Consider the following 17,376-nt stretch of genomic DNA (forward strand, 5'->3'; position numbering starts at 1 on the left):
GAACCGCACCGGGGTGCACGCGGTGGGGGCGTCGTGTCCTATGGCGCCATTATTGAACCCGTTCGCCCGGCAGTTCTGCGCCACGGCGGGCAGAAGCTGCGCCACGCCGGCAAGCAGCCACACGCAGGCGAGGATTACTGGCCGTCGTTTGTCCATGCTTCCTCCTCCATGCGCGCCTGGCGAGTCCAGGAGCTGTCAGGGTGTCGCCTCGCGAGGTCGTCCCACACCCGCTTCGCCTCGACCCTGTCGCCCGCCAAGCTGTACGAGTGGCCCGCCATGTAGCGAGTGAGAGCGTCCCAGGAGGGCACAGGGCACGGATACTTGGCGATCGCGTGCAGGTAACGCTCCGCCGCGGTGAGGTAGTCGCCCTGTTGGTAGTAGCTGAAAGCGATGTCGTGCGCAATCTCGACGGCGAGATGGTCCTTCGGGTAGAGGTCCACGATCTCAACGAGCTTGGCTCGGGCGCTTCCGGCATCCCTCTTGTAGTACAGGTCGTTCACCGCAGCTCGGTACTTGGCCAAGTACACGATGTAGGGGTCGCTATTCTCGGCGGCGAGGGCATCGGCAAGGTCCGTAGAGGCACTCGCATTGCCCAGGCTGTCCGCAAGAATCTCGCACTTCGCAATCAGCGCGCGGCCCCGCAGGTTGGGGTACTCCGAGGCGATTCGGTCAAGGTGCGCGACAGCCTCTGAAGGCTTCCCCGCATCGCGGTAGACCTCCATGACCCGAAGGGCGACTTCTTCGAATCGCGGCTTGTCCCCGTATTTGCCCATGTATTCCCGATAGGCCTGGAGGGACGCATCGTACTGCTTCGCTGCATGAGCGGTGGCCCCAATGTGGAACAGGATGTCCTCGGCGTGCTCGGGATATAGGGGCTGCATCTTGCGGTAGTGTTCCAGGGCAGCAGGCCAGTCGGCCTTCAGCTTCAGGCAGTCGCCGATCAACAGGTCGGCCCTCGCCGCCTCCTTCGGATCGGTCACTCCCTTGCGCCTCTCCAACATCTGCGAGATGTAGGCGTCGGAAGTGGCCGTGTCCCCCTTTGCGCGGTAGCGCACGGCAAGCTTGTTCAGCACCTCCGACCAGCGGAACTCGGGGGCGACGTCCGTCAGTGCCTCGAAGTTGCCGATGGCCTCGTCATTCCTCCCCAGGCACTCCAGCGCGATGCCGCTCCAGAAGAGGCACTTGTGCTGGACGTCCGGCGATTGGTCGGAGTCCCGGATGTCGCGGTACTTAGCCAGCGCCTCTTCGTACTTGCCGTCGCGGATCATCTGGTAGGCGTCCTTCAGGTCCTGTTCGGTGTCCGCACTGGACACCAGCGGTGTCGCAAGCACCATGGAGGCCGCCAGAAGTAGGCCCGCGAGTTGCGGCCCAACAAATCGTCTATGGTTTCCCATGCCGACCTTCACCTTTTCTTCGCGTAGCTAAGCAAATGCCGGAAGTGTACACGCACTTATTTCCGCAAAGAATATAACGGTGTTTCCCCACGTTGTCAAGACTCCGGAACAAGGAATCCTGAAAAAAGTGCGTGCTTGCCTCGTCCAATCCCGCCGGTGGCCCCCCCCGAGCAGGAGGCTCAGGGCACCCGTCGAATGGGACACCATCGGTGAGCCCGTTTGGACCACGCTAGCTGGACAATTCGTATCCTGTTCGCACTCTTCACCTTCGCGGTGTTGGGCCGGATCCTGGCCGCCCGACGCGGCGCCCAGCTCTTCATCCGCCGAATCCGGGGCATAGACGCGTTGGAGGAGGCTGTCGGACGAGCCACCGAGATGGGCCGTTCCGTGATGTTCGTCCCCGGCATCGCGGACTTCAACAACATGGCCACTCCCGCGGGCCTACAGGTGATGCAGTACGTCGGGCGGCAGTGCGCTCGCTTCGGCGTGCGCATGATCGTGCCCATCCTGTCGGCGGTCGTGCTGCCCGTCGCGCGGGACATGTATCAAGATGTGTGTCGGGCAGAAGACAGGCTGGACGTCTACGACCCGAACGACGTTCGGTTCCTCTCGGACAGCCAGAGCGCGTTCGCAGCGGCTGCCGCCGGCATCATCGAGCGCGACCGCATCGCCGGAGTGTTCTACTTCGGCTCGTTCGGCTTTGAATCGCTGCTGCTCGCGGAGACCGGTCAGCGCGTCGGGGCGATCCAGGTTGCCGCCACCAACGACGCCTTTCAGATTCCCTTCTTCTTGTGCGCCTGCGACTACACCCTCATCGGCGAAGAACTGTTCGCCGCGAGCGCCTATCTGGGTCGCGAGCCGACGCAGCTCGGAAGCATCAGCGGTCAGGATATCGGCAAGCTGGCCGTTTGCCTGCTGATCGTGGTCGGCGCCGCAGCCGCGATGTTCGCCGTCCTTCGCGGGCAGTCGCCTGACTTCTCCTGGGTCCTCGGGTTGCTCGGCCAATGAGTCGTTGGAAGAAGAGACTCATCGTCATCCTCACGTTCCTCTTCGGGCTGTACTACATCCTGGAATTCATGCTGCCCGCCGAGATCGGCGGCGCCTTCGATAAAAATGGCGTCGGCGCAGCGACCGCGGTGTACCGCGAGGGCGCCTGGACCGTCTACTACTCCGCCCTCTCCGGCCCGAAGAAAGCCGACGACACCCCCGACGAGAAGCTGATGCAGTACCGCATCACTCGATTCCCGTTGGACGATCCGACCAAACGCGAGGTGGTGCTGGCCCCTTCGCCCTTCCGCCGCGTGGATTACTTCGGCAGTAAGAGCCCCTCGATTCTCGAGGAAGACGGGCTGCTGCGCATGTGGTACATCGGGCTGGACTACAAGGAACGCAAGCCTGGCGTGCTGTACACGGAGAGCCGGGACGGCAAGGAGTGGTCTACCCCCGTTCGCGTGATCGAGGATCCCCTCGGTGCCGAGGCGCGTCTCAAAGCCCTTCAGAGACAGTCGGAACGTGACCGGGCTGCGCTGCTCGCACGCGACGGCCGCACCCGTGAGCAAGTCGCCGACGACCTGGCAAAGCTGAAATCCGCTCATGAACAGAGGGTGGCAGAGCTCCGTCGTGAGACTCGCTGGGTCGCCAAGGGGATCAACGGCGTGTGTGTGCGTCGCGATGGCGACGTCTATCGAATGTGGTTCGTGGGTGTCGGTGCCGAGTACGACCGCATCGGCACCGCCACCAGCACGGATGGGCGCGAATGGACGCTGTCGGAGCAGCCGCTGCCTTGGCCGAATGATTTCGTGAACATCGGCTCCGTATCGGCAGTGGCAGTGGACGGTGGCTGGCGACTGTTCATCGTGGGTGACGGCAAGCTGATGGTGCTGGAGCCAGGAGCCGGCAAGGGTGAGCATTTGGCGCTGCCGGCCACCCCATCGGATCGCCGGTACGCCTCGGCGGACGCGATCCGAGACGGGGGCGGCTACAGGCTGCTGGTCTCCTATCTGGGCGAGAAGAACCGTCAGTCGCTGGCCGTGTACGAGGGGGATGGCGGCTCTGCCTGGCGCGTGCTCGGTACGCCTGTGGGGCCGGGCAAGCAGGGCGCGGGCGTGATGCCGCTCAAGGTCGAGACGGTCGCCAAGTGGCTGCAGATCGTCTCAGCGTTCTCGGTGGGCATCGGGCTGATAGGGCTTCTGCGCATCCACCTGGTTCGCTTGGGCCGAAAGCAGAAGGGCTGGTTCGATTCGGTCGCGTTCCTCGTTTCGATGGTGGCGATGTGCGTGGTAGTGATCATGTACAAGCGGCTGCCACCCGTGAACGGCACCGAGGTGGTGGACCCCGCTTACCGTGATGCGGTGGGGCAGTGGTACGACCTGCTGTGGGCGAAACTGACGGTGCCGTTGGGCTCCACGATGTTCTCGCTGCTGGCCGCGTTCTTGGTATCGGCGGCGTATCGTGCCTTCCGCATCCGCGGACGGGACGCCACGGTGCTGGCCATCTCGGCCACGGTCATCATGCTAGCGCAGGTGCCCATCGGCGACTTGCTGACGTCCTGGCTTCCGCCCGGGATCGAGGAGTCGTGGGGAATGGCGTCCATCCGGCAGTGGTATCTGGACTTGGCGAACTCGGCCGTGCAGCGCGGCATCTCGTTCGGGGTGTTCGTGGGGGCCATCGCCATGGCCCTTCGCATCTGGCTCTCCCTCGACCGCATGGGCCCGGAGTAGGGAAGTCCGAGCTCGCTGGCTTGTGTTGATTCGCTATCTCTCTGCCCACCCTCGGGCGGAGAGATGCGCAGGCCCGACTTGTGCTCCCGAGGCGCGGTTAGCTTCCATCCGAGGGCGAATGGAGGCATCAGCCTCTCGACCGAGCCTCCACGCAAGCAGCGGAGGTATGGGACCTGACGCCAGCCCAACCCTCCCCCTGCCACTTCGCTCCAAAGGGAGTCGGTTCCCAATGCCTCATCCTCAGGTCAGGCTGGGGCGGGTAGCGGAACCGTAGGCCCGATACCGGTGTTAACCCCGGTATCCAGCCGAACGGTGGCGCGGGGGGCAATGCTCGGCTACCATAGAGGCTGGAACTGGATCTCAGAGGTGAACTCGTGAAGGCGTTCGGATTCTTGTTTGCTGTGGCGACGGCCTTATCGGCGGCCGCTCAAACTCAGATCGGTGGGCAGATTCGAGACGACGTGCCGAGGCTGGCCATCCCGAAGTGGGAGCATACGTCGCTCGGGCGTGCCGGCGAGTGCTACGTCGCGACGGACGACCAGGGCCACGTGTACGTTACCGGCCACATTCTGAACGGGCAGAGCGGTGTCGGGGTGTTCTACGCATCGTCGGATTGAGGAAAGACGTTTCCGGTAAGCCGTTCCTTCACGAGCGCGTGCTGTGACTTTCAGGTAGAGGTCGGCCCGGACGGAAGAGTGTACGTAGTGTACATGACCTCGGCGATTGACGGGCTGGTGTGCGCCGTGTCGAACAACTACGGGTCGAGCTTCTATCAGGTGAAGAAGGTGCTGACCGGTCCGTACGACAGGGAGTGGTTCGGATTCCGAGGGAACAACATAGACATCGTGTACTCGGACGGCTACATCGGTGGGCCGGTATCGAAGGGTGTCATCTTCTCGACGAGCTCGGATAACGGTGCCAACTTCAGCGGATATGTGCGTGTGGACGACGAGTCGGTGGGAAGCGAGGCGGTAGACCCTTCGATCGCATGCAATGAGAATATAACTGCCGCCGGTTGGAACACCTCTACCGACCGGAACACGGTGCGTCAGTTCAAGGTGGCTCGTTCGGCGGACGGTGGGCAGACGTTCACCAATCACACCGTTTTGGCAACCTACGACTCCGCTATTGGAGACACGCAGGAGCGGTGGCTGGCACAGATACCTATGGTGAGCGCACCCAACGATACATTCATCGCGGTGTATCAGAACTATGCCACCGTTATGGTGGATGGGCAGTCACGAAAGGCGTTGCTGCTGTACTACCGACGCAGTCGGGACGGGGGGATCACTTGGGAGCCTGCACGAACGGTGGCTCCGCTGAGCGATATCGAGGCGGCCATTCGGCAGTACGAAGCCACGCGTTGGACTAACAACTCCACCATCTTTCCCTACTACATCCAGCACCAGCCGTGGGCATGTGTTGACCCACACGGCAATGTGCACGTCGTATGGTTCGACAATCGCTACGGCCAGAACCCCGGCGTGTTGAATAGCAGATGGTCCGTGTATCATACACAGGCGCGTTATGATTCGGACCAGTGGGAGATTCCAGACGCCGTAACCCCAGAACCGTTCCTATGTGTCCGACCGAACCTCGACTTCATCGGGGTGGCGGCAGACAGCAAATACGTCTACTGCGCGTGGATTCGCCGGATCAACCAGACCAGCACGCAGTGGTCGTTCTACGGCGACATGTTCCTCAGTCGACGTGCCCAAAGTGCGGCAAGAGAAGTACCGGCCCCATGATCAGTGGCCCGGTGGTAGTGATCTCTTCGGCGTTGGGAAGCGGCATCTCGATCCAGTGATACTGCGGGCGATGGTAGTCCGCGACGATGGTCGGGACGTTCACCTTCACGAACATCACTGCGTACAACCCGACGTACCCTGCGATGGCTAGCCGCGAGACCCGCCGAACGAAGTTCGGCCGGTGATTGCGCGCCCACTCGAGGATGATGATGGGCATAGCCGTAAATACGAGCTTTGCGAGAACGAAGAACTCCACACCATGACCGAGGTAGTAGCGCATGAGGGGATTGCCCTCGTAGGCGTGTTGTCCACCGACCAGCATGAGGGTGACAACGAGGTCCAACAGCGCGATGAAGGCGATCGCGTAACTCTCGATGCTGATTCTGCGGATAGCCTGAACCATTCCAGCCTCCTCTCACCAATGGCACAGTCCCTCGCTGGGCGTGTTCCACATCGAGGCGCGACGGGGCCCGGTGAGAACCTACAGGGCGTCGCTTTCCGGCGGAGATGCCGGGGTGGGGCGCAAGGAAGTTATCGGCGATCTTTGCAGGGTGCTTGAGGGGGAGGTGCTCCGCGAGTGACATCGAATCAGCGCAAGGAATGAACCTGAGCCTCTTCACCGCAATACTTATGGCTGCTAACGAAGCCCCTGCCGACATCGCCGTCTGCTCACCCGACGAGTCGCTGCGCATCGAGCTGGGCCTCGGGCCACCATTCGCTTACTCGGTTTACCTGGAAGGACGTCCGGTCGTGCTCGAATCGCCCATCCGGATGGAATTCGAGGGCGCTCTCACACTAGGAGCAGAACCGGTGCTCACAGCCGTTACGCGTTCACGCATCTCGCGTGAGTGGGAGACCGTGTGCGGCAAGAGCAAGCGGGTGCGCGACGAGTGCAACGAGATGCGGGCGTCCTTCCGCGAAGCCTCGGGTCTGACGTTCGACGTGGTGGTACGCGCGTACGATGACGGGGTGGCGTTCCGCGTGTTTCTGCCGCGGCAGCAGGGGATGGAGCGCTTTACGCTGCTACGCGAGGACACCGAGTTTCGCTTTGACGGCAACCCGACCGTGTGGGCTGCGCATCACGGTTCCTACGTATCGCACCAGGAGTCGGAGTATGCGAAGGGCTCGATGCGCGACCTGAAGTCCACCGACATCATTGGGATGCCGCTGCTCGTGAGGACCGAGCGGGCGTATGTAGCCATTACCGAGGCGGAGCTGACCGATTGGGCGGGCATGTATGTTTGCGGTTCGTCATCCGATGACCGTGCCGAAGTGTCGGCAGTGCGAACGATCCTGTCACCCCTGCCATCGGGCGAAGGGCTCGTGGTAGCGCGAACACCGCACTACTCACCGTGGCGCGTGCTGATGATAGGGCGCAACCCCGGCGTGCTGATAGAGTCGAACATCATCCTGAATCTCAGCAGGCCGTGCGCCATCGAGGACACGTCATGGATTCGCCCGGGCATGTCGGCATGGGACCACTGGTGGACCGGCGACGCCAAGATGGACATGGAGACGAACAAGCTGTACATAGATTTTGCAGCCGAGATGGGGTGGCCTTATCAGTTAGTGGACTGGCAGTGGTATGGAGAGCCGGACAAGCCCGATTCGGACGTGACAAGGGTGATCCCGCAGATTGATATGGCAGAACTCACTCGGTACGCTAAGGAGAAGGGTGTGCGATTGTGGCTGTGGACGTGGTGGTCCGATCTCGACCGTAAGTTGGACGAAGCCTTCGCGTTGTACGAAAAGTGGGGGATTGCGGGGGTAAAGATCGACTTCATGCAGCGAGACGATCAGGAGATGGTGAACTGGTACGAGAAGGTGGTTCGGAAAGCAGCGAAACACAGACTCATGATAGATTTCCACGGCGCATACAAGCCGACGGGGCTACGTCGGACGTATCCCAACTTGATGACTCGCGAAGGGGTGTTGGGCAATGAGTATAACAAGTTCTCCACCCGGTGCACGCCCGAGCACAAAGTGACACTTCCGTTCACACGTATGCTATGCGGACCGATGGACTACACCCCCGGCGGTTTTCTGAATCGTACACCGGAGCAGTTTCGGATGGGCAGCCCCACGCAGGTGATAGGTACCAGGGCGAACGAACTGGCGCTGTTCGTAGTGTACGAGAGCCCATACATGTGCGCGTGCGACCATCCGTCGCACTATCGTGGGCAGCCGGGCCTCGAGTTTCTGCGTTCGATGCCTACGACATGGGACGAGACACGATATCTGTCGGGACAGGTGGGCGAGTACATCGTTCTGGCTCGCCGGTCGGGTGATGAGTGGTACATCGGCGCGATGACCGATTCGAAGGCGCGGGACCTGGATGTGCCGCTCCGCGTACTGGGGAAGGGGCGCTACAGCGCCCACATCTATCGCGACGCGCCCGATGCCGACAAGCATCCCGAGAGGCTGGTGGTCGAAGAGCGTTCGGTGACATCGAGCGATGCTATCAAGCTGACGCTCGCCCCGTGCGGGGGTGCCGCGGTTCGGCTCGCACGCGTGCCATGACGTAGCATCACGAGGGCAGCCGACCGACGATCACCCATCGCGGTGGAGGCAGGCTGTCGGTTTGGGATGGCTAGGGTCACTGCCATCCCTGCCACCGATAGCACTTGAGGCACAGCCAGGCCGTGCCGCCACCCACCAGAGCCGGAAACGCCTCTCGATAGATCCTAGGGGCGATCGCCCCCGTCCAGCCCATGGGGGCACCTGCGAGACTCGAGAACACTGTCATCAGTAGCCATCCTAGGATGGCGGCGAGCACGATTGCCGCGAGGGGACGCCGGCGTAGCACATAGCTGACAGGCCCGAAGACTACGAGCGCGGCTGCTCCTAGAATCGTAGGACCCAGCAGGTCGACGTGCGCGTAGCTACGGACAACGACGCCAAGCGACATGAACACGAGCCCCGCGACGAATCCTGCCCCGAACCAGACCGCAAGAGCGATGCCGACGCTCTGCACCCTCCTTACCCACACGCAGGCGCGCGCGGCGGTGGTATCTGTGTTCACTCTCCACCTCCGAGATAGAACAGCTCGCGGGTGGCGAAGATCGTCTGGTCCGGGGCGCCAGGCTCGAAGGGTATACCGGTGCCGGCCGCGATCGAACCGTCGGTGCGTACGCGGACAACTAAACCGACGTAATACGGGAAGTCGTCAGGTAGACCTCTTATGTTGACACGCTGGCCGTGCCAAGGGCACACGACTAGCGCCAAGCGCGGCCATCTACGCAAGACGACAGGCCACCCGTCCCCGTGCATGGGTGGCTCGTGGCGAGCATAGTAGTAGCTCACCGGATAGTCCACCCATCGCTGGTCCTCCCGCTGGCCCGCCGTGGGGATCACCACGGGTTAGCGTGACAGACCGCGAGGGCTATGCAAGCCAGGCTAATCCAGAGACGTATCCCGATCACTTCTCTCCTCCTATGTCGAGATGGTTCATAAGTTCGTTCACAAATACATACATCCACATCGTCCTCGCCAGTAGGCCAGAACGGAGGGGTCCAAACGACCTTCCCGTTGGAGTCGGTCACAAGCGTGATTGGCGCCGTATGAATGGATCTGGTGCAGCGATACTCGGAACGAGGGGTCTTTGCCGGGAATGGCCACAACCCACTGATATCCCGGCTATCATCCGCTGGGCGAACGAAGATCACAGGGGTCTCGACGACGCCGGACAGGTGATCAAAGGCGGCCTCGCACGGCGGGCACCCTGGGGCCCCCAGAACCATTACAGTGGAGCCAGCGGTGACTGGCTGTCCGCGGATGACGAGAAACGAAGTTGAAGGCTTCCCCACGAAAGCTTGTGCTTCGCGCCGCGCTCGGGCGACGGCATCAGGGTCGGTCGGCCGCCCGGCCGCCGCCACGGGTTCACGAGTCAGCACCGCGCCCACCCACTGCAGCGTGGTGCCGTTCGAAGCAACGACCACGAGCATCGGCAGCGTAACGCGCTCATCCTCCCTCACGACTCGCTGCCTTGTAAGCCGCCGATAGCTAGCCCGATCGGCGGAGTTCGACCAGTCGAGGACTTCAATCGCAGGAGTACGCCTTGTCGCCGCTTCGAGTTCCGCACACTCCGGGCAGGTGGGGTGAGTAAGGAAGACCCAACGGAGTGAAGAAGCAATGCTCGGGACCCGCTGCGCCTCCAACTGCTTGCTCGCGATGCCGGCGGCCAGGGCCACCACAAGGACGGCAAGCGGCATCCACACGACAAACACGGTCAACCGACGCCAGTCGTGACGTAAGCACCGTGGGGCCAAAGGCGGAACATCGTGGTGCAACATCCCGGCAACCTCGACAGTACCGGGGTCATTACATGCATGAGCATTGCATCATGTCGAGGGCTGGACTGTCTCAGGAGTCGCTTTGTGAGCCACGCTACTGGAGCTAGTGCCGAAACACTCACGTTCGCTGTCGCGCGCACAGGCTTAGCGAGTGGCGCAAGGGGAGGAGCGAGGACCGCAGGTGCCGGGCTGGGCGGTCACTTCGGCGTTGAGGGCTTACGGGTGCCCACCGGCCGGAAGTCGCCCGTCGTCAGCGTCACGGCATCAATCGCCGCATCGTAGTAGGCCCCTAGCTCGCCACGAACGGAGATCGTTAGGGTGCGCCTGCCCTTCTTCAGCGACACCACCCCGCCGTCATACCATGCGAAGCGCCCTCCGTAGCGCGAGAGGGGCTCTGTGCGAAACGGCACCGACGGCCCGTCGTCAATCTGAACCTCGAACCGTAGGGTGCCACCTTCGCGCAGACTACCGGCCAGGAAGAGCTGCATGGTGCTATCGGTCGGAACGTTGACCACATAAGATGCGGTGTACGCCCCGCCTAACGGTTCGAAGGGGGTATCTACTACTAGGCAACTGCCCTCCATCGCAGCGGCGGACGACTCCACATAGCCGAAGGTGGTTTTCGATGGCGACTCGCCCTCGATCCAGATGTATCGCCCGAGGCGACCTAACAGCTTCCAATACACCTCTCGCAACTTCACGTACGCCGCACCGGGGCTGCGAGCAGCACTCTCGACTGCGAGGTTGTAGTCGTACTTCAGGTCCGATAGGTCGGTACCGACCAGCGTGTCGTCCTTGAAAAGAGCGCGCAGAGCATCGTCGGTCTCTTTGAACACTGCATCGGGCACTGGGATCTCGCCTTGTGTTAGTAACACGATCGGCGACTCCTCGACCACCACGGTGAGGCCGTCGCGTCGCACCCTGGGCTCGATAAGGGTTGCGTCGGCAGCGGCCACACGTACGCTGCGCGGCTCGAACGCCCTCAGCGATACCTGTTGCCTTCCGGCACGCGACCATAGCACCGTAGCAGTACCATCGGGTCGCGTCATGCGATACGCCTCCAACGTTTCGCCGAAGTCGAGCCGTGCGCCCGCGCGAGGGCTCGGCACCCACCACACACCGCCGGGAAGCTGCATCACGTCGGCCGGTGTCTGGGCGGTTTCTGGAAACTCCAGCGTCTTCGGGCTGTAGCCAGCGTCGGCGATGCCGTGGGATGCAGCGGAGAGCGCCTTGAGACTGTCATCATCGAGCGCAGTGCGGACGAAGAAGCCTTTGGCGCCTACGGATGCGAGAACTGCCACCGCGCTCGCGCACGGAGCCGCCGAGTCGAACCTTCCACCCGCCTGGTCCGGTGCTATGACGAGTGCGGGAAGCCACGGAGGCTCGAGCCACGTCAGCGAAGCACCCACGGCATGTGCGCCATAAGTGGAAGCGGCAGAAAACCCGCTCCCGAACCCGGTGATACCTAACCCCTGTCCCGATGCCGTCTTGTCCTGCGTAGTCGCCGACCAGCCACGCCAGGAGTACACCACGGGAACGTCCGCCACCCTACGAATCGCCGCAGCGAGGTTCGAAGCTCGTTCCACGGCCGCGCCTTGCAGAAACGCCTCCATGTCCTGCCAGTACTTGGACGTTCGGGCCACTGCGCGCAGCTTGTCCGTATCGGGGTCCCACAGATAGGGAATGCCGCGGCCCTCCGCAAACAGCGGTACCATGCGTGCGGCATCGCCGAAGCTGTCCAGATCCATACCCTGCAACTGCCATCTATCGGCTAGCTTGTGGATGGCTCCGTACGTGCGGGCAAGGTACCTCTCGAACTCTAGTCGGAAGAGCGTGGACTCCGGAACGAAGCGGCGACGGAAGTCATGCCATGCTGGATGATCCCCTAATGGGTCGGCAATCGCGCGAAGGCCCGGGCCGAGCCGCGTCGCACGGAGCTTAGCTAACAGCGTGTCACGGCGCAGGTCATAGCCTTCCCACAGGTCTACGACGTTGCCTGCCGTAGCGTGCGGATAGAGCAGTAGCACGTAGTTGCCGGTTCGTCTCGGCCTGACAAGGATGGTGGCGAACCCCGCGTCCACCTTGGCGTGGCCCACCGTGACGATGCCATAGGTATCTGCCTCCACCAGCACCCAGAAGGTGGTGTCGGACCCGGGCACGCGCAATCGCAAATCCATCTCGCCCTTGATGTTCGCGACACGGTACGACTGCGGCATCACGTAGTACCCCGAGGCCATCGGAGCGGCTCCATCGGGCGACAACACATAGGGCAGGCCAGCGCTCTCGGCGGCATCCGTTACGGTGGCAAGCGGTGCGTCCAGCGGGAAGCGTAGCAACACACCTGTCAACCCTGCCGACGCAACGGCTGTCAGGCGTTCCGTCTCCGAGGCCCGGACGATTGGGCCCAGGGGGACCCAGGGGCGTCCATCCCACACCAGTGCGTTCTCGGCGGTCACGCTCCATGAGTGCGTCTGACCCGATGCGTCTACGTAGGTACCGGAGAACACGGCATGACAGGTGACGCCGAGCCATGCGAACAGAACCGCAAAAGCAGAACGCAGACTTCGTACGTCCATCACTACCGTCCTAGGGAGCCACCAGCAGCCATTCATCCCATGATGTGAGGCGCGCAAAGGCGAGTAAGCTATACGCAGACCTCTGAGTCGAAAACTGCGCAGCCGACGGGTAGTTGATAGACACTCCATGGCTTCTCGGGTGCAAGCTTCCACTTGCTTCCGCTACGACTGCTGCGGACACTGCGGCCTGCACTACGGCACATGCATTGGCGATTTCGTTGTCACCCGTCTTCTGCGCGAGCTGTGAGCAAACATCGCTTAGGTCCTTATACTCGGGGTAGTAAGAGTAGCTCTCGGCAGACTGCCGTGCGTTCTGCATCTGTATCGGGTAGAAGGGTCGCTTGGCGATCAGAACATCTGCCAATGCCGATACCGCGGTTCCCAGCGCACCTATCTTCGAAGCGTCGAGCGAGGACTGCGTGATGTTCGAGTTGGAGCCGTACGCCCGAATCATCTCCTCGACGAACACCTTGGTGAAATCACGCGGCGTCATGTTATGGTTCGCAGCAAGCCGCGCTATGATCGCGTCGTAGGGATAGCCGGGACCCGGTGGGCTCTCCTCCGAACCGACGATGTAGTTGACGACATCTTTCACTTCGTATGCTACCTCCAGCATCTGCATCAGGCTCGCATCCCATGCCAGAATGTCGATCTTGGGTGTTGCTTCCAGTGCCTGCGCCAGTTCCCAAGTCTTGATGTAATTGCCGGTGCCATCGTCGAACGACACGCCTCGCGAGCCGCCTGCAGCTCGGGTGCGCCACCCGGAGCCGTGGTCCCACATTACTAACACCGTGTGGTCGGCCGGGTAGCTGCTCATGCCCCAGTCCACGAAATCGCGCAGTGTTCGCCAGTCACCCATGTCAACGTTCGGGCCCATCTCTTCCAGCAGTTGGGAATTGACGACGCTGGAATTGGTGTCATGCGCGATCAGGTAGCGCCTCGTTCCGGTCCACGGCGGCGAGAATTGACCGATGCGCTTCCATTGCACGACGATACGTACCTGCGGGTTACTCGCTGCTAGCTCCATCTGGTTGACGTTGAGGTCCGAAAAGGTGTCCAGGTCGTTCGCCGCGTTCAGGAAGACCAAAATCGTGTACTTGGTGCGTGTGCCACCACTGACGGTGACACCTGCCTGTGCGCTGAGGTCGGTCGGTCCGTGGCGAGCGGTGATAGTGGTAGTGCCCGTGGACATCCCGCGCACGAGCCCCCCTGCATCCACCACCGCGACTTCTTCGTTCTCGGAGCTCCACTCGAAGCTGCCGGGAGCCGTGTACACCGCGGATCCCGTCGCGTCCTTGGCCACCGCATACAGGCGGACGGTCTCGCCCACACGAACGGTCGCGGTGGTCGGCGCCAGCGAAACGGAGGTCGGCGTCGGGCCCACTGCCGACACGAACATCGTAGGTAGGCCACCGGTTACCTGTTGCAAGGTGTCGACCGCCGCAAAGGCAACTCCGGAGCCATCGGATGAGGTGAACGCTTCGGCCGTTACTCGATAGGTGGCAGCCGCCAGAGACCCGAACTCACCCGCATCCGCAGGCCCCGTGCGCGGGATTACGCCCTGTGCCACCTGTTGCGTTCCCCGGTAGAGCGTAACGCGCACGCTACCGGGAGTCTCTCCGTTCGGGCCATCGCCCGCCCACTGCACCACGAACTGCAGCGAGCCGAGGATCAGGCCCCCGCCCCCACCGCAGCCCGGGACGACGACGAGCAAGGCAAGGGCCACCAGAATGACGAGCAGGGACGTCAACCTTCTCAACGGCAATCTCCCAGTGATGAGGTGTCCAGAGTTTGACGATTCGGCGAACGATCGGCTTCTGGGCTATTATGACCGCTCGCGGCAGCCGTGTCCTCCGCACTCTGTGGTCTACCCGGTCTGCCAAAATGCCATCATGCGCCTCATCGCTCTGGTGCCGCTCCTCGCCGTGGTTTCCGGTTGCCACCGTGCATCGCCCCCAGCGCCCACGCCACCCGCTCCGCCCGAACCGTGGTCCATCGTGTGCAACTCCCCACCGCCCGAGGGCATCTACCTCTCGAACGGGCTGATGGGACTGAAGGTGGGGCCGCTGAGTGATGGGACCGGGTCGGACGGGGAGAGCCTGCCACTGTACCGTGCCGACCGGTACGCCGGTCTCAGCATCGCACCGCAGCCCAACCCACTGATGGCCAGGTTCATTGTCAATCGAAACCCCATTCGACCTGACATGGGGAAGGGGTATCGGCAAGAGCTGGGTATGAAGGATGGCCTGCTGCAGACGCGCTATCGGTGGCGTGCAGGTCGCGTGCAAGGGTCGGTGTCGGTCGGCCTGTTCCTCAGCCGAGCCGTGCCCGAGGTCGCCTCGGTTCGGTATTCCGTCAGCGTAGACAGAGAGTGCACCCTGAAGGTGGTTTTAGCCCCGACCGGTGAGGAGGCCGACATTGCGTCGGTCATCGAGGCAGCGCGACAGATCGTCCTGTGCCGGTATGCTCCTTCAGGCGCGATGCCGTCCTATTGGTCGTCAGCCGCTTCCTCACGAGGCGGCTCGGGGAAGCTCGTGTTCGACGGCGAGCACTGGGCATGGAGTGGGAGGCTCCGGTCTGGCGACCGGCTGGTGCTCGAACACTCGATTCGCCTGACGAATCCCGAGGAGCCCGCCGAGCCGCCCGGCTTCGAAGAGGCGCTTTCCGACTCGAAGGCCGCGTGGAGCGAGCTGTGGCGCGGTGACATCGAGATCGATGGGAGCGTCGCAGACCAGCAGCTCGTGCGAAGTTGGCTCTTCAACCTGTATCAGACCTGTTCGGCAGGCTTCTTCCCGCCGATGGGCTTCTCGTCCGATTGGTACGGCGGACGCATTTTCTGGGACCAAGAGGTATGGATGCTGCCGGCGCTGCTCCCCTTCCACCCTAAGGCCGTGGAGAAGGCGCTCGCGAAGCGGGTTGCCCTGCTGCCGAAGGCCGTCGCGAACGCGCAGGCGAAGGGGTTCGAAGGCGCGCTCTACCCTTGGGAGTCGACTCCGAATGGCGATGAGGGCGCGCCGCCCGAGTTCCAGCAGGAGATCCACATCACGGGCGACGTGCTGTTTGCGGCAAGGCAAGCACTCGATTGGGGCATTGGCCTGCAGGGGTATCCCGAACTCGCGCGGCGGGTCGCCGAGTTCTGGGCTTCGAGACTCGAGAACGGTCACATCCGACGCGTGATCAGCCCAGACGAGGGCGAAGTGGTGGACGATGACCTATACACCAACGCGCTAGCCGCATGGTGCTTGCGCGAAGCGGCGCGCCACCATCCGCCCAAAGCCAGAGAATGGCGTGCGCTCGCGGACGGTATTTACTTCCCGCGCGACGCAGACGGACTGTTCTTGACCTACGAGGGCGACAAAGTCGTTTCGTACAAGCAGGCTGCCGCCCTGCTCACCCTCTACCCTCTCGGCATGTCTATGGACGTGGCTGGGCGAGAACGGATGTTCGATCGGTACAAGGACAAGGTGATCGAGACGGGACCTGCAATGGCCGACGCCATTCACTCCATTATCGCCGCGCGTTTGGGCCGGCGAGAAGAGGCCGAGCGGCTCTTTCGCGAAAGCTATGAGAGGTTCATGAACAGCCCGGGCTTGCAGTTCTCGGAGAAACGCAAAGGAACTCCGCGGACATACTTCCTTACGGGTGCAGGAGGATGCCTCCAGGCGGTATTGTATGGCTTCGCCGGGCTGGAGGTTCTTCCCCCGGGAGCGGCACCCCAGGCTAGAGGAGACCGGCCCAACGCGGAGAAGTTACTCAGCGGGGGTTACACGCTGCGAGCAGGCTCCATGCTCCCGGCCCGTTGGAGCAGCCTGACCCTCAAAGGGGTCCGATTGAGAGGAAAGATCTATGACATCCGCCTCACTCACAACGAGGTGCGGATTGACGAAGGAGGTTAACCCGCGATGCCGACGGTAGCAATAACCGTGGACTGTGAAGCAGCCAATGAGAACCGCTGCTTCACACCGGAGATCGTGAAGATCGCCGAGGAGTTCATGGTTCCCATCACGTGGCTCATCTACGTTTCCGAGAAAGTCCCTACTGCGAACGCAGACCTTTATTACAGGGAGTATCTACACCGAATCCCCTCGTGGCACGAAATCGGAATGCACGTGCACTTCGAGAATCAGAGCGGCTATGTAGAAGACGAGCGCGAACGCGGCGCCATCATTCGCATGGCCAAGGACGTGCTGAAGTCGCACCTCATCAAACCCACTTCGTTCCGAGCCGGCTGCTTCGCTCTGCAACCTTCGGACATCAAGTATTTGGAGGACGTTGGGGTGCTGGTGGACTCGAGCCCAGTGCCCGATAGCGAGTACAAACTGTTCGTGGACTGGACCGGCGCTCCGCATCAGCCATACCATCCCGATCCCGACGACGTGAGGAAGCCAGGGCCATCCAAGCTACTGTGCATCCCGGTCAGCATCGGTAAGAACCAGCCTGCGTTCACAGACAAGCCGGATTCGATTGCCGATGTAGTCGAAAATCAGGCGCAAGCAGACAAGGTGATCGTGCTTGGGGCGCACGATTACGCAAGCCAGGTGGATGTTCTGCGAGATGCCGTTGCAGCGCTAAGGGTGAAGGGCGCGAAATTCAGGACGCTCACCGACATCGGCAGTGATCACGTGCTGTAGGCGCCAGATCGAGGT

At 62.3% G+C, this 17,376-nt stretch carries 13 protein-coding genes; 7 read left to right on the forward strand and 6 right to left on the reverse strand.

All coding sequences use genetic code 11. The annotated features are described in order from the left end of the window. Positions 1-134: 134 nt before the first annotated feature. A complete protein-coding gene (locus HRF45_02135; GenBank protein ID MEP0765329.1) occupies positions 135-1,394 on the reverse strand; it encodes a tetratricopeptide repeat protein in 1,260 nt (419 codons plus the stop codon). Between the two features lie 219 nt (positions 1,395-1,613). Here HRF45_02135 and HRF45_02140 point away from each other — a divergent pair, with 219 nt between their 5' ends. The 4 genes from HRF45_02140 (at position 1,614) to HRF45_02155 (ending at position 5,862) form a co-directional block, all read left to right on the forward strand. Further along, positions 1,614-2,402: a hypothetical protein gene (locus HRF45_02140; GenBank protein MEP0765330.1), complete on the forward strand. Its 789-nt coding sequence runs from the start codon at positions 1,614-1,616 to the stop codon at positions 2,400-2,402. Continuing rightward, a complete protein-coding gene (locus tag HRF45_02145; protein ID MEP0765331.1) occupies positions 2,399-4,114 on the forward strand; it encodes a hypothetical protein in 1,716 nt (571 codons plus the stop codon). The genes HRF45_02140 and HRF45_02145 overlap by 4 nt, the downstream gene beginning before the upstream one ends. A gap of 374 nt (positions 4,115-4,488) precedes the next feature. Continuing rightward, positions 4,489-4,731, forward strand: a complete 243-nt coding sequence (locus HRF45_02150; GenBank protein ID MEP0765332.1) for a hypothetical protein — start codon at positions 4,489-4,491, stop codon at positions 4,729-4,731. Between the two features lie 78 nt (positions 4,732-4,809). Next, positions 4,810-5,862 (forward strand): exo-alpha-sialidase, encoded by a 1,053-nt coding sequence (locus HRF45_02155; GenBank protein ID MEP0765333.1) that lies wholly within the window; start codon positions 4,810-4,812, stop codon positions 5,860-5,862. On the opposite strand, the gene HRF45_02160 is transcribed toward HRF45_02155, so the two are convergent. Next, a complete protein-coding gene (locus tag HRF45_02160; GenBank protein ID MEP0765334.1) occupies positions 5,816-6,265 on the reverse strand; it encodes a hypothetical protein in 450 nt (149 codons plus the stop codon). The genes HRF45_02155 and HRF45_02160 overlap by 47 nt on opposite strands. Before the next feature lie 197 nt (positions 6,266-6,462). On the opposite strand from HRF45_02160, the gene HRF45_02165 reads away from it, so the two are divergent. Then, positions 6,463-8,382 (forward strand): glycoside hydrolase family 97 protein, encoded by a 1,920-nt coding sequence (locus HRF45_02165; protein MEP0765335.1) that lies wholly within the window; start codon positions 6,463-6,465, stop codon positions 8,380-8,382. Between the two features lie 76 nt (positions 8,383-8,458). Here the strand turns inward: HRF45_02165 and HRF45_02170 are convergent, their stop codons facing one another. The 4 genes from HRF45_02170 to HRF45_02185 all read right to left on the reverse strand — a co-directional run bounded on the left by HRF45_02170 (position 8,459) and on the right by HRF45_02185 (position 14,489). After that, positions 8,459-8,884: a hypothetical protein gene (locus HRF45_02170; GenBank protein MEP0765336.1), complete on the reverse strand. Its 426-nt coding sequence runs from the start codon at positions 8,882-8,884 to the stop codon at positions 8,459-8,461. After that, complete coding sequence (locus HRF45_02175; protein ID MEP0765337.1) at positions 8,881-9,177, reverse strand: hypothetical protein; 297 nt, start codon at positions 9,175-9,177, stop codon at positions 8,881-8,883. Before HRF45_02175 ends, HRF45_02170 begins: the two co-directional genes overlap by 4 nt. A 1,174-nt stretch (positions 9,178-10,351) precedes the next feature. Next, complete coding sequence (locus HRF45_02180; protein ID MEP0765338.1) at positions 10,352-12,730, reverse strand: hypothetical protein; 2,379 nt, start codon at positions 12,728-12,730, stop codon at positions 10,352-10,354. A 10-nt stretch (positions 12,731-12,740) separates the two neighbouring features. Next, a complete protein-coding gene (locus tag HRF45_02185; protein MEP0765339.1) occupies positions 12,741-14,489 on the reverse strand; it encodes an Ig-like domain-containing protein in 1,749 nt (582 codons plus the stop codon). Positions 14,490-14,622: 133 nt separating this feature from the next. Here HRF45_02185 and HRF45_02190 point away from each other — a divergent pair, with 133 nt between their 5' ends. After that, positions 14,623-16,626, forward strand: coding sequence for a glycoside hydrolase family 65 protein (locus HRF45_02190; protein MEP0765340.1), 2,004 nt, complete (start codon positions 14,623-14,625; stop codon positions 16,624-16,626). Positions 16,627-16,632: 6 nt separating this feature from the next. Beyond that, the gene (locus HRF45_02195) at positions 16,633-17,361 is read left to right on the forward strand and encodes a hypothetical protein (protein MEP0765341.1); all 729 of its coding nucleotides are present in this window, start codon (positions 16,633-16,635) and stop codon (positions 17,359-17,361) included. Positions 17,362-17,376: the final 15 nt, after the last annotated feature.

Source organism: Fimbriimonadia bacterium, assembly GCA_039961735.1.
Lineage (GTDB): Bacteria > Armatimonadota > Fimbriimonadia > Fimbriimonadales > JABRVX01 > JABRVX01.

What these genes read in the sequence shown, in the direction of transcription:
- HRF45_02180 (MEP0765338.1), bottom strand. Translation starts at nt 12,730, where the DNA reads ATGGACGTACGAAGTCTGCGTTCTGCTTTTGCGGTTCTGTTCGCATGG.
- HRF45_02165 (MEP0765335.1), top strand. Translation starts at nt 6,463, where the DNA reads ATGAACCTGAGCCTCTTCACCGCAATACTTATGGCTGCTAACGAAGCC.
- HRF45_02195 (MEP0765341.1), top strand. Translation starts at nt 16,633, where the DNA reads ATGCCGACGGTAGCAATAACCGTGGACTGTGAAGCAGCCAATGAGAAC.
- HRF45_02135 (MEP0765329.1), bottom strand. Translation starts at nt 1,394, where the DNA reads ATGGGAAACCATAGACGATTTGTTGGGCCGCAACTCGCGGGCCTACTT.
- HRF45_02160 (MEP0765334.1), bottom strand. Translation starts at nt 6,265, where the DNA reads ATGGTTCAGGCTATCCGCAGAATCAGCATCGAGAGTTACGCGATCGCC.
- HRF45_02145 (MEP0765331.1), top strand. Translation starts at nt 2,399, where the DNA reads ATGAGTCGTTGGAAGAAGAGACTCATCGTCATCCTCACGTTCCTCTTC.
- HRF45_02190 (MEP0765340.1), top strand. Translation starts at nt 14,623, where the DNA reads ATGCGCCTCATCGCTCTGGTGCCGCTCCTCGCCGTGGTTTCCGGTTGC.